The sequence below is a fragment of the Belnapia moabensis DSM 16746 genome (genome assembly GCF_000745835.1).
Taxonomy (GTDB): domain Bacteria; phylum Pseudomonadota; class Alphaproteobacteria; order Acetobacterales; family Acetobacteraceae; genus Belnapia; species Belnapia moabensis.
Genome location: NZ_KN050757.1, coordinates 59,458 through 71,732, shown reverse-complemented (window position 1 = coordinate 71,732; position 12,275 = coordinate 59,458). Strand labels below are relative to the sequence as shown.

Here is a 12,275-nt window from a genome sequence, read left to right as displayed (position 1 = left end):
CACGACCACGGTTCCAACTACCTCTCCGGCGACTTCCAGGACGAGATCGCCTTCCTCGGCATCGAGAGCTCGCCCTCTTTCGTCCGCCAGCCCGAGGGCAACGGCGTCGCCGAGCGCTTTATCCGTACCCTAAAAGAGAACTTCCTCTGGGTGCATACCTTCGACACCATCGAACAGCTGCGGTGCGGGCTGCAGGATTTCGTCGCCCACTACAACGCCACTTGGCTCGTCGCCAGGCACGGCTACCGCACCCCGAACCAAATCCGCGCCGAGCAACGCCGCCTTGCTCAAGGCCCGCAGGCCGCTTTACCTTTGGCCGCCTGATTAGCACAGCCGACTGTCTCAGCATCCGGGCGCACTACAGGGGATCGGGCGCAGCGAGCCCGACCTAGATTTCCAATCATGCGATGCGGACGTACTCTGCACGACCGAGCCCAAGCATGCGGTTCAGCACGTCGGCGGCGATGACCACTTCGGTCCTCTGGCGCCCGTCAGTTTGCGAACGGAGGCCGTCACCAATGACGTGTTTCCATCTTGAGATGTCGGATTCCACCAGAGCTCGGTGGTTGTATCCCGATGCTTTCTGCCAGCCCATGCGACCGCGCTCGGTGATGAGTTGCAGGTGTCGATCGCGCTGGGTCGGCGCTGTCCCAGCTGTGTCGCTCGGCACTGCGCCTGAGCGAGGCGGGACGATAACGTCGGCATCCGGATACCGCGCAGCAACCCCGACGTAGACATCATCCCTGTCGTAGGCACCATCGCCAGTGAAGGATGCAACAGGCCCCTCCACCTGGTCGAGCAAGGGGCCAACCTGCGAGCCATCGTCGGCATCCTTGTCGGTCAGCTTCGAGGCGACGATCCACCCGGTATCGGCGTCGGTGGCGAGATGAAGCTTGCGCCACCCACGCCGTGTCCTCGTGCCGTGCTTCTCCACGAGCCACTCGCCAGGCCCACAGAGCTTCAACCCCGTGCTGTCCACCAGCAGGTGCACGGGCTCACGCCCACCCCGTGGGCGTGGCACTTCCAGCGTCTCCGCTCGGCGGCTCATCGTGCTGTGGTCGGGCACGGCAAGGTCCAGCCCGAGCAGGCCGATGATGGAGGCCATCAGGCCCTCCGTCTGGCGCAGCGCCAGATGGAACACCGTCCGCAGGGTTAATGCCGTGGTAATCGCCAGAGCGGAGTAGCGCGGCTGCCCGCCGCGGGTGGTCCGCGGGTCAGCCCGCCAAGCCCTGATCGCCTCGGCCGTGAACCACACGGTCAGGCTGCCGCGTGCTCGCAGACCAGCCTCGTAGGCAGGCCAGTTCGTCACCCTGTGGTGCTGGCGGGGAATGTGGTGCCGGCGGTCGGCCTGGGATTTGAATGGCAAGTAGGGCGGCCCTCAACAAGATCGGGCATCGCCCTGGCCCTATTTACACCGGAGACGCCATTCGGCCTATCCGTGCACCAAGCTCGCAGCAGACCGCGACACGGGGCATCCAGGGGCTGCAAACCGGTTTCACGCGGTTCTGGGGCATCCGCCCGGCATGAGTTTTGGAGCAGCCCCCGACCAGGGCGGCGCGGTCGCCTCCCGTCCGCTGCATCGGGCTTGCCGTGCTTGACAGCGTGATGCTCCTATAGTGGTCAAGGCATCGCTGGTGCTGAGCGTTGAGCGTTTGACGGGCGACAGAGATAGTCGAAGATCTCGCGGGCCACGAAGCGTTTGAGGCAACGGATGATCTCGGGCTTGCTCTTTCCCTCGGTGGTGCGTCGCTTGACGTAGTCGAGGGTGGGCTGGTGAGCGCGCATGCGCACGATGACCACGCGGTAGAGGGCGGCATTGGCCTGTCGGTGGCCGCCGCGGTTAAGCCGGTGCCGGCTGGTCTTGCCGCTGGAGGCCGGGACCGGGCAGACGCCACATAGCTTGGCCAGAGCCGCCTCAGAGTGGATGCGCTCGCGGTTGTCGCCGACCAGCAGAAGCATTTCGGCGGCGGTGCCCGCGCCTATACCGTGTGCCTGGACGAGGTCGGGGGCGAGCTGCTGGGTCAGCAGCTTGAGATGCACGTCATGATCTTTGACTTCTGCGTCGAGGGCCAGCCAGCGCCGGGCAATCGCCCGCAGGCCGGTTTTGGCCGAGGCCGTCGTTGAGGTGAGCGGGCCTGGGCGCAGGGCGGCCAGGTGGCGGAGGAGCGTCATCTTGCCGCTGAGGCGGTCGAGTTGCTTACGCAGCACCGAAGGTGCGCTGACGATAATCGCTTTGAGCGTCTGCATGGCTTGGCTACGGGCTTTCACCGCGGTGTCGCGAGCCACTTTGAGGTGGCGGATCATCTCGACCGCGTTCGTGCCGGACTTCGGCAATGCCGTGGCCTGGCCAGCCAGGACGCTGCGGGCGGCGCTCTCGGCGTCGAGCGCATCGTCCTTACCCTTTTGGTGCCGCAGCTGGCGGTTGGGGCGGCTGACCTCAAACACAGGATGATTGTGCTCGCACAGGAAGCGGGACAGGCCAGCGCCGTAGGAGCCGGTGCCTTCGATGCCAAAGGCGCGGATGACCCCCAGGGACCGAGCCCAAGCCTGCAGGGCCTGGTAGCCTCTGCTACTGGCCGGGATGGTCAGGCTGCCGAGACGGGCGCCGAGTGCGTTGATCGCCACGGCGGCATGGGTGAGCTTATGGGTGTCGACGCCGACGATGACGTCGGCACTGGAAGCAGTCTCGCTCATGGTGTGGCGCTCCAAGCCAAACGGAGGGGCCTGGCTGTCGAGCAGGCGGACAGAACTGTGACGGGAGGGTGGCCCTCAAGCTCCTATGAAGTCACGATCCGCTCGAAAGACAGGTGCAGCCTGGAGGGTCGACACACCACAGTCATGACACGAGGTCAGTTGCACGGAGGGTCAGACTCTCCAGACCGCACCGGTATACTCACAGTTGCACGGGTCGGCGGATCAGGTGCATTGAGCCCGTCCCACACTTCGGGTCATGCGATGCGGACGTACTCCGGGCGGCCCAGCTCAAACTCACGGCGCACCGGCGAGCTGTTGACACCGGCGCAGCATCACCGCCTCGATGCCAAAGAGGCTCCTCGCCTTCCCTCTGGCCTCGGACGGTAGGAGCGCCCATGACCGAAGCTCTCTCCCTGCCCTGCTGACGCCGACTCAGCAAGTCGCGGTGCTTGCAGAGGTTCAGCGCCAGATGCGCGAGCGCGGTGCCCGGACCACCAGCCAGGGCCCTCACGTACCACCGCCGTCCTCTCCCGCTTCGGTCGAGATGCCGGAGCGCTGCCCGGAAGAGCGGTGAGGCCCTCTCCCCTACTCCAGGCGTTGGGCGGCATCATCGGGCTGCTCTGCCGCTGGCTTTTCAGGCCCCTGCCCTATGGCTTGCCGGCCGAGTTCAACGCCTCCCCGGCCTTCGGTACTGTTAGGCTTCGGGACAATGGGCGCAGATGGATTGTGTGGCCTGCGGCCTGGCAGAGGTCACGGAGCGGCCGGAGCGCATCGCCCAGGGCTACCATCGATTCCGCTGCGGCGAGTGAGGCAAGCAGTTCAACGAGCGTAGCGCTGGGCTGCTGAACAACACCCAGTACCCATCGGACGTCATCGCCCGCGTGGTGCTGTGGCCGCTGTGTTACCGCCTGACTTTGCGTGACCTTGCCGAGATGTTCCTCCAGCGCGGCTTCGTGTTCAGCCATGAAGCCGCTCGCGCCTGGGAGGCGAAGCTCGCACCGGTGCTGATGCAGCAGCTTCGTCGGCGCCGGTGCGGCAAGGGTGGCGCCCGTGGCCGAAGCTGGCACGTGGATGAAACGTACCTGAAGGTCGGTGGTCCGTGGGCGTATCTGTATCGGGCCATTGATCATGACGGCAACCTCGCATTAGCGCGGCGGTTCTGCCGAAGCTACGACGAACTCCGCAACTTCCGCCGCTTCCAGACCCGTCATAATCAGCATGGCACCGTCGATCGCCAGCGTCTGCTACACCTCCATCGCGCCACCACTGCGCTCGCTATTTTCCAAGTGGCGTAACCGAAACCAGACATCATCTCGCATCGTCAGGTTTGGCTTGAGCGCTGACAGAACCTTCCTGCGTAGGTCAGTAGGGGGTTTGTCAGGAATCTGCTCGCTCTCGCTCCGGCTTCTATGATGTGCCCAAGCAAGAGCCCTGCTCTATCGCACATGGCTTCGTTCCGCGTGAAGTCTCCCGCGACACACTGCTGCCTTTCCCAGGAGCCGCTTCGCCCGAAACATTCCGGCTTCCGCACCGGTCAGCTTGTAATTTCCCTAGGAAAAGGCTCGATGCCGGAAGCAATGCGAGCAATGCCGGGTGAGTGATTGCCCCGCCCAGGGCCTGTTGCTCGGCTACTCGCTATATTCAAACTTATGGACGGACTGGCTGCCTACGCTATCGGTAGGCATAAACCTTTACCTGACGCTATAGGCTTGGAGTCCGGGGTAATGAAACCACCGTTATGCCGATCTGAACGGCCAGTATCACAGCCAGTGGTAGATGGCTTCTTGCGACTGCCCGCAGTCTGGCTTGTGGGGCAACCACTCACCGGCCGGAATGGGGCAATCACTCACCCGGATTTGCGGTTGGGCAGGGCCGGGATGGCAACGACGCGCTTTGCGACCGGCGGTGGCGAGGGATGCAGCACGACCCCCTCATCCGCTAGGCGGACGTTGGCCTCAGGGTAAGCGGCAATGGCAGGTGCAAGCGCCTTTACGAAGTCGCGTTTGAAGGCGCCGATCTTGGCGTAGCCGCTCCCGAACTGCTCACGCAGGGCGGCCCACCGAATGGGGGTAGGCTTCGAAAGTGACTGCAGCCGGTAGGCTAGCCAGATGTAGAGATCGAGGCTTGTGGAGCGATCCGAAAGCTGCCGCAGAGCCGCTTCCCTAAGCGGGACCGGATGCTTCTGGAGGGCTTCGTAGAATACCTCGTCCAAGACAACGCGGTCCTGCCAAAGATCATCCTGCTCCCCGTCCCCATTCAGATGAAAACGGAGACCGGAGCGAACAAATCCGCCCTTATCAAACCCGCTGCTATCTTCACCTTCCCAAAAGAAGCGAAGGGAGCACGCAGCAATACGGGTGGCCTGCTCCCGCAGGATCTTTCCGGTCGTGCCCCCATGCGTCATACCCATTCTGCTGAGCCAGTCGCGCATTGACCGGCCAAGCTCGATTTCTCGTCCGCCTGTTCGAACGGCTTCTGTCTGCAGATAGAGCAGGATCATGCGGGCGCGGGCACCGTACGGGACGCCAAACAAGCGAGGCTGTCCGCGACCGATTTTCATGTGCCCTGGCTGCACCAGAAGGGTCACCCGATGGCCGACCTTTTTCCAAACCTCATCGTCAGGCAGACGCTTGTGCGGAAGGGCGGTAAGGCAAAAGCCGGTGTAGGTGATGCCGATCTTGCCGGCGTCATCGCCCATGACTTCGGCAGCGATATCGACGAGCTTCTTTCGCTCAGGCTCCACCATCTGTCTGGCTTGATCCCGGCCGTGCACGAGTACAAGGCGCCGGACGCCGTAGTCAGGCTCCTCGTCATCGCTCATGGACTCGCCCTTTCTGATCGCCATCGTCGACCAGGAAGGCGACGCAGCCCGGCTAGGTCAACGGGGCAATCACTCACCAGACTAGTTGGAAGTAGTAGAACCTGAATCTAGTTGAAGAGGTGAGCACATGCCTTGTGGATAAGGCCGATTCGGTGAGCATTTGCCCCGATTGGATAAGTCCTTGCCCCGGGACACATCCGCGGCCTGTGGATCTGGCAGGCGGTGAGTGATTGCCCCACCCGTCCAGAATCGAGCCGAACTGTCTTCTTGTCCGCGGTGTTGCTGGTTGCCTTGCATTGTGGCTGGGGCTGTGCCCGGTAGCGTGACGTCCGCAACAGCAGCGTGCAGCGCCGGCGTGGGACGGATCGGACTACGCGGACTCAAACCGTCGGCGAAACCGGGGGCGTCGTCCGTGAACCAGCTGCCTGAACGCTTGGTCATCCCTCGTCCTTCAATGCCAACAACTCACGAATCTCAACGATACGCTTGCGTACGCTCTCCAATGCTCGGGCGAGCTTCACTTCGGACCGTTCAAGACGTCCCAGTTCCGCTCGCATTTTGGCTGGGTCTGGTCCCCGGGCCGTGCGCGGTACCACACCGTCGTGCAGCTTGCGGAATTCGATCAACGCGTTGCGGCTGACGGTCGGTCGAATCAAACCTTCCTTTTCCGCAATCCGCCGTTGCTCACTGTTCAGCAGCGCCATTTGATAGGCGGTCCCGTAGCTGCCAGGCAGCGCTTCCTTGGTGATATGGCCTGCATCGACGGCGCGAGCGATCACTCGAAACTGGCTCGCTACTGTTTCGGAAAACGGAAAAAGCTTGCGAAAGCCCCGTTTGAGGCTCTCTTGCTCGGCCTCATCCAGCACTGCGTCAACTTCGTTCAGCGCCCTGCCGATTTCGAGGAAAGCGTCACGGGTTTGCTGCCAAGCCACGTCGACCTGACCCCGAAGGGTAATGACCGCACGGACTTTGCGCTGGTCACTCATCAGTCCGGTGCCGGCAAAGACGTCCTGCAATGTTGCGAGGAGTGTTTCATCGACGTGGACGAGCGGGGCCATCTCAATCTGTCGCTTGTCGGGCAGGCTCGCCGTAGACAGGTCGGCATCTGTATCGACCTGAAGCATGGCCCGGCGGGAAAGACCGCGAGCGCGAGCGGTCTTCATGCGGCCGGTGCTTCGACGGAGACTTTCATACCGGCGGCGCGGGAAACATACGCCCACAGCGCTTCGAAGGTCTCATTGGTCTTCTTGTTAGCAAGATCGAGGACGGCGAGCCCCTTCCCGGCGCTAACGTGGATGTCCTCGAGCATCGGGATCTCCACCGGACAAAGCGCGCCAGCTTTGAGGAGCTTGGTGCGCACAGCCTCGTAGCTCTTGACGCGACGGTTTGCCTTGTTGAGCACGAAGCTTGCTGGGACCCCAGCCTCGGTCAGCGTCCGCATCCAGGGCGTCACGCTATCGACGTCGTCTTGCGTGGCGCCAGTCGGGACCAAGACGTGATGCGCGGCCTGACATAATGCAACCGCAGCTCCATACTGCACCTCGATGCTCGGCGGTGTGTCGATGACGGTCAGGTCAAACCGAGGCGCTTCGCGCAAAGCTGCCCGCCAGTCGGAAAGCGCAAGACCGACGACCGGTACTTCCGGCGTCTCGGGATAGGTTTTCCGCACGAGTTCCCGGCGCTGGTGCCACTTAACAAGGGTCTGTTGTGCGTCGAGATCGACCCCTTGCACCCGCGCGCCTGCTATAGCGGCCGCGACAAGAATATTGCGGCACATGCTACTTTTTCCTACGCCGCCTTTAGGACTGGCGACAAGGAGCACCCGGCCACCTGCGGCTGCCTTCCTACGCATGAGTAACCCCTCTGAAGGATCCCGCATTGGAAAATGCAGTGGTCTCCTCAACCTCACAAGCACAGTTTTACAAGGGAAAACAGATTTGCCAGCCATCGTGCAGCGGAGTTAGGCGGAGGCCGGGCCAAAGGGTTGGCTGGTTTTACAAGGGAAAACCAGATACGCTTTAGAGTGCACGGTCCAGCAACAAGCGATCGGCTACGAGAGACTGCAGGCCTTTTGGTCAGTAGAAGTTGACCTGGTGAACTCGAAAAAAATGCCGCCTGCGGCTTCCGCTTCTTACAGTGGGCGGGAGCGAGTCTCTGAGGGTCGGCGTGACGTTGTTATACACCCTCGCCGAATAGGATGCAGACGGGGCTCCCAGTTTTGGCGACCATTCAAGCTGTCCTAACTCGCTCGTCCCGACATCGATCTCGAAACGGCAGCGCTCGCCGCCGCTGGTCCAAGCTCGGCGAATGGCTCCGCGGTGTTGGATGGGGCTTAGACCGCTGAAATCAACGCCAAAGGAAGCGGCCTTCCGATGCCCTAGCGACAGCGTGACCGTCATGTCCCAGCGCCACCGGGAGACCTCGACATACTCAGCAACAGGTTGGCTGCGGAAATGACTGTGATGCCGACGACGCTGCGGGTTGGAACGGCTGGCTAGTCGATCCCAGCAGCGCAGGCTGACCGCTTTCCTCAAGGAGGCAGCCACCTTCAGCGCTATAGCCAACGCCTCGCGGCCGTCGAAATCAAATCGTCCTTCTACCGGCCGCATCGGCCCAGCACCTACGAACGGTGGGTTACCAGTGTTCCACCGGATTTCCGCTTTGCCGTGAAAATCCCGAAAGAGGTCACCCACACCCGAAGGCTCGCCAACACCGCGGAGCCGCTCGCGCGGTTCCTGGACGAAGTCCGTCGGCTCGGACCCAAGCTTGGGCCTCTGCTGATCCAACTCCCGCCCAGCCTCGCCTTTCAGCAAAGTCTCGCAGCTGAATTCCTCCGGCATCTGCGCAATCGCTTCGCCGGTAATCTGGCCTGCGAGCCGCGACATCCAAGCTGGTTCACCGACGAGGTCGATGCGGTACTGGTTGAGCACCGCGTGGCGCGGGTTGCCGCCGATCCGGCCCCGGTCCCGCGTGCCGCCGAGCCGGGCGGATGGCCAGCGCTGACCTACTTCCGGCTGCACGGCTCGCAGCGCATGTACTACTCGCCCTATCCGCAGGCCTATCTCCACCAGCTGCAGAGCCGACTCTCCAGCCTTGACGGCGAGGTGTGGTGCATCTTCGACAACACAGCCGAGGGGGCAGCCACCTACGATGCGCTGGTGGTGGCAACCGGAACGTCTCCCTCGGCGTAGGCCATTACCACGGCGACGAGGACCGGCTGCAGGATGGACCGAGCGCGGGCGCCGGCAAGCGCGGCGTCACCGCAGTGTCTTCGCGGCCTTGCGAGCCGTGAACTCGGCGACAAGTTGGTCCGTCTCGGCTTGGGACGGGGGCTTCACCGGCCGAGCTGGCCGACCGGCTGCGGTGCGGCTGGTCGAACCAGAACCCTTGGCTTGCCAGTACGCCGTGCCGGTCTCGGTCAGCGCCTTCGGAACCTCGGCCAGGAAGCGTGACGGCTTGCCGGCCCAGTCGCGGCGTTGCCGCACCCAGCTCAGCTGTAGCGAGTGCCGGGCGCGGGTGACGCCGACATAGAAGAGCCGGCGTTCCTCGGCGATCGCGCCTTGCTGCTCCGCCTGCCAGTTCGGCCAGACGCCCTCCTCGAGCCCGGCCAGCAGCACATGGTCGAACTCCAGCCCCTTCGCCCGGTGCAGCGTCAGCACCTGCACGGCGTCGGCGGGTTCGGCTTCGCCGGGGATGGCACCGAGCGCGGCCCCGTCGCAGTAAGCCACCACGCTGCCGGCCTGCTCGGCGGTCCGCAACGCAGCTGCCCAGGCGTAGCCAAGCTTGCCGTCGAGGCCCAGCCGCTCCACGATCTCGCTGGCCTCGGCCGCCAGCCGCAGCGCACCCGCCGGGCCGAGCGTCTGGCGGGACACACCGTCCGCGATCTCGCCGGCGACGCCGAGCACCGCCTCGAGCCCCTGCCGCTCGGTCGGTGTGGCAGTCAGGGTCGCCACGGCCGCAGCCAGGGCGAGGCTCTGCTTTGTGGCGTGCTCACGTAACCGCCCGAACAATGCCCCGCCGATGCCGCGCGCCGGAAAGGCGCAGGCACGGCGGAAAGCATCATCGGCGGCGGGCTCCCAGACATGGGCGCCGGCCTTGCCGCCGCGGCTACGGCTCATCGCCAGCCGCAGCCAGGCTATGGCGGCCAGGACCTCCTTCGGCGGCTCGGGCTCCCGGTCGGTGACCAGCCGCACCGGCACATCCGTCTGCCGCAGCGCGGCCAGGATCGGCTCTGCCACAAAGCTGGCCCGCACGAGCACCGCACACTTGCGCCAGGGCAGCTCCGGCTGTTTTCGCCGCAGCGCCTGCACCCAGTTCAAGACACCGCGGCCCTCATCCTCCGCGGTCGGTGCCTCGCGGATGGTGATCGAGGGCCCGGGCGGGGCCTTCGGGTCGGCCGGGCGCAAGATCTTCGGCAGCGCCTCCGGGTCTTCCGCGGCGATGGCGTTGGCGGCGCGCAGGATTGTCGGGGTCGAGCGGTAGTTGGTCTCCAGCTTGAGGGCAGGGGGAGCGGCCCGGTAGTCCTTCCCGAAGCGCCGGATATGGGCGACGTCGGCGCCGCGCCAGCCATAGATCGCCTGCAGGTCGTCGCCCACGGCAAAGACCCGGCCGGGCGTGCCGGCCAGCAGGCGCACCAGCGCATGCTGGGCATGGTTGGTGTCCTGGTACTCGTCGACCAGGATCTCGGTCCAGCGCGCGGACCAATGCGCCGCCAGCGCCGGATCGGCCTGCATGGCCGCGACCGGCAGGGCGATCAGGTCGTCGAAGTCCAGTGCCTGCCGTCCCGCCAGCGCCGACCGATAAGCTGGAAGGACCGCCGCTGCCTGTGCCAGCACCTCCGGCTCGAACCGGCTCAGCGCCGAGGAGCGGGGCAGCCGGCGGGGATCGGTCACGAGGCCATTCTTCAGCAGCGAGACGGCTTCCTGCAGGAGGCTGGCCTCCTTCCGGTCCTGGATGCCGGCGGCCTGCATCAGCAACTCCCGGGCGTCGCCCTGGCCTAGGATGGCGAAGCCGCGGGGCAGACCGGGAACGCCGGCGCCGTCCTCGATCAGCAGTCGGGCCATGATGGCGTGGAAGGTGCCGACCCAGCGCGGTGTCCGCTCCGGCCCGAGCAGGGCGGCAAGCCGGCTCCGCATCTCGCCGGCCGCCTTGGCGGTGAAGGTGATGCAGAGCAGCCGGTCCGGCGGCTCGCCGTTGAGGATGATGTCCGCTACCCGCCGGATCAGCGTCTCGGTCTTGCCCGAGCCGGCACCGGCCAGCACCAGCACGGGCGCCGGCGCGGTTGCTGCGGCGCGCTGCGCCGGGTTCAGGGGCGCGAGATGCGCAGACATGGGAACGTCCCGGCAGGCGTGGCTAGAACAGGGTGGTCTGTGGCCGCTGCGGGTTGCTCGCGGTCGGCTTGCGGCGCGGTAGGGCAGGGGGCAGGGGGGGCGGCCGGCTGGGGGTCTCGTCGGGCCCGGCATAGCCGTCATCGGCGATCAGCCGCAACTGGACCCCGGTGCCGGTGGCCGCTGCGGCCGGCAGCTCCAGCGGCACTGGCCAGAAGCACTCGACCCGGTCCTCGCCGCGCAGTGCCAGGAACACCACCCGGTCCACCCGGCCAGCGCCGTCGGTCTCGACCGCCAGGCGGAAGGCCAGCCCCTCGGCCGCCGCCTCGCCCAGCGCCAGGGAGAGCTGCTGGACCTCGACCTCTTGGCGCTTGAGGGTGCGCTCGGTCGGCTCTTCGGCGGCGCCGCGGTAGAAGCGCACCGGCACGCCGTTGCCGTTGCCGCCGATGACGAAGACGAAGTGGGCGCTGTCGTCCAGCACCTCGAGCCAGGGGTAGTCGCCCGAGCTGGCGGCCCGCTCCAGCCGGTGCCGGCCGAAGGCAAAGGCGCGGCAGCCGACCGACCAGGGGTCGTCACCCAGCTCGTAGCTGGCCATGGCGAGCGCATCGCGTCGGGCATTGGCCAGCATGCGGGCGCAGATCCGCAGCCGCTCCTCGGTCAGCGCGGGATGGAAGTCCCAGGGCAGGCGTGAGGGCGGGGGCGGCGAGGGCGGTTCGGCGTGCTCCATGGCGTCACCATACCATGGAGTTGATCGATGACAGCTGTTCAGCGGCAGCGACTTGCTGCACCGGCCTGCCTTGCAAGCGTGTCGGAGCAAATACCGGGTAACGACATTGAAAAAGACAAGCACACCCGTACATGTATCAGGAGAGCTACCCGGGCTGCCTCTGCAAATTGGACGACGTCACAATCCGCGACCGTCACCTCGTAGAGTCTTGAGTATGAAGGTGCGGCAGCCATGTTGAATAAAAATAGACCATAATCGGTTCCGCCTTCTGGAGGCGGCCGTATTTACAAATGGATACCTATGTCAGACGCTAACCGCGTATTCTCGCGCCAACCCAAGCAAGCGACATCTTCCAGGCAAACGCGGCACATCGTCACCGCACCTCGAAAGAACAGCGCCGGGACCGTCCGCAGTCGGGTCGTGGAAGTCGTGCATGTCGCGCGGCGTTCGTCAGGTCCGGTCAAGGATCAGCCTTCTTCGACACCGTCGCATGCTCATGTTGAAGCTTGGCCCGACGGGTTTCATGCAAAGCCACCTGCACCAGCATTGCCGCAGGAGGCGCAACCCACGGCGTCGGAGAACCGGCCTCCCATCGTCCACGTCATGCCGGCGTGGGAGCCATCGGTGCAGCAGCCAGCAACGGCGGATGCTGAGCCCGGCGAAAGGCCGAACAGCACGCAGGCCATCGAGGGCCTCGACCGACGTG

The 12,275-nt window shown here is 65.0% G+C and carries 11 protein-coding genes; 4 read left to right on the top strand and 7 right to left on the bottom strand.

The annotated features are described in order from the left end of the window. A partial coding sequence (locus tag EP26_RS31100; RefSeq protein ID WP_043345585.1) for an integrase core domain-containing protein occupies positions 1-324 on the top strand: 324 nt, incomplete at its 5' end. 76 nt (positions 325-400) lie between these two features. Here the strand turns inward: EP26_RS31100 and EP26_RS31095 are convergent. Both EP26_RS31095 and EP26_RS31090 read right to left on the bottom strand, forming a co-directional pair. After that, positions 401-1,366 (bottom strand): IS5 family transposase, encoded by a 966-nt coding sequence (locus tag EP26_RS31095; RefSeq protein WP_043345583.1) that lies wholly within the window; start codon positions 1,364-1,366, stop codon positions 401-403. A 254-nt stretch (positions 1,367-1,620) separates the two neighbouring features. Next, on the bottom strand, positions 1,621-2,694 hold the full coding sequence (locus EP26_RS31090) for an IS110 family RNA-guided transposase (protein ID WP_043345581.1): 1,074 nt from the start codon (positions 2,692-2,694) through the stop codon (positions 1,621-1,623). An 881-nt stretch (positions 2,695-3,575) separates the two neighbouring features. Here EP26_RS31090 and EP26_RS32825 point away from each other — a divergent pair. Then, positions 3,576-3,989 carry a DDE-type integrase/transposase/recombinase gene (locus EP26_RS32825; RefSeq protein WP_052389920.1) on the top strand — a complete coding sequence of 138 codons (414 nt, stop codon included), beginning with the start codon at positions 3,576-3,578 and terminating at the stop codon, positions 3,987-3,989. A gap of 551 nt (positions 3,990-4,540) precedes the next feature. On the opposite strand, the gene EP26_RS31080 is transcribed toward EP26_RS32825, so the two are convergent. The 3 genes from EP26_RS31080 to EP26_RS34480 form a co-directional block, all read right to left on the bottom strand. After that, complete coding sequence (locus tag EP26_RS31080; RefSeq protein ID WP_043345610.1) at positions 4,541-5,515, bottom strand: replication protein RepA; 975 nt, start codon at positions 5,513-5,515, stop codon at positions 4,541-4,543. Positions 5,516-5,952: 437 nt separating this feature from the next. Next, complete coding sequence (locus EP26_RS31075) at positions 5,953-6,678, bottom strand: hypothetical protein (RefSeq protein ID WP_043345578.1); 726 nt, start codon at positions 6,676-6,678, stop codon at positions 5,953-5,955. Next, entirely contained in the window at positions 6,675-7,367 is a 693-nt protein-coding gene (locus EP26_RS34480) for a ParA family protein (RefSeq protein WP_084113215.1), read from the bottom strand. Before EP26_RS34480 ends, EP26_RS31075 begins: the two co-directional genes overlap by 4 nt. Before the next feature lie 649 nt (positions 7,368-8,016). On the opposite strand from EP26_RS34480, the gene EP26_RS31065 reads away from it, so the two are divergent. Then, positions 8,017-8,706, top strand: a complete 690-nt coding sequence (locus tag EP26_RS31065) for a DUF72 domain-containing protein (protein ID WP_245624588.1) — start codon at positions 8,017-8,019, stop codon at positions 8,704-8,706. 66 nt (positions 8,707-8,772) lie between these two features. Here EP26_RS31065 and EP26_RS31060 read toward each other — a convergent pair whose 3' ends face one another. Next, a complete protein-coding gene (locus tag EP26_RS31060; RefSeq protein WP_043345577.1) occupies positions 8,773-10,845 on the bottom strand; it encodes an ATP-dependent helicase in 2,073 nt (690 codons plus the stop codon). Positions 10,846-10,867: 22 nt separating this feature from the next. Beyond that, entirely contained in the window at positions 10,868-11,569 is a 702-nt protein-coding gene (locus tag EP26_RS36070; protein WP_043345575.1) for a hypothetical protein, read from the bottom strand. 420 nt (positions 11,570-11,989) lie between these two features. Here EP26_RS36070 and EP26_RS39085 point away from each other — a divergent pair. After that, the coding region (locus tag EP26_RS39085) for a hypothetical protein (RefSeq protein WP_211259662.1) at positions 11,990-12,275 on the top strand (286 nt) is incomplete at its 3' end.

What these genes read in the sequence shown, in the direction of transcription:
- EP26_RS31090 (WP_043345581.1), bottom strand. Translation starts at nt 2,694, where the DNA reads ATGAGCGAGACTGCTTCCAGTGCCGACGTCATCGTCGGCGTCGACACC.
- EP26_RS31080 (WP_043345610.1), bottom strand. Translation starts at nt 5,515, where the DNA reads ATGAGCGATGACGAGGAGCCTGACTACGGCGTCCGGCGCCTTGTACTC.
- EP26_RS31075 (WP_043345578.1), bottom strand. Translation starts at nt 6,678, where the DNA reads ATGAAGACCGCTCGCGCTCGCGGTCTTTCCCGCCGGGCCATGCTTCAG.
- EP26_RS34480 (WP_084113215.1), bottom strand. Translation starts at nt 7,367, where the DNA reads ATGCGTAGGAAGGCAGCCGCAGGTGGCCGGGTGCTCCTTGTCGCCAGT.
- EP26_RS31060 (WP_043345577.1), bottom strand. Translation starts at nt 10,845, where the DNA reads ATGTCTGCGCATCTCGCGCCCCTGAACCCGGCGCAGCGCGCCGCAGCA.
- EP26_RS36070 (WP_043345575.1), bottom strand. Translation starts at nt 11,569, where the DNA reads ATGGAGCACGCCGAACCGCCCTCGCCGCCCCCGCCCTCACGCCTGCCC.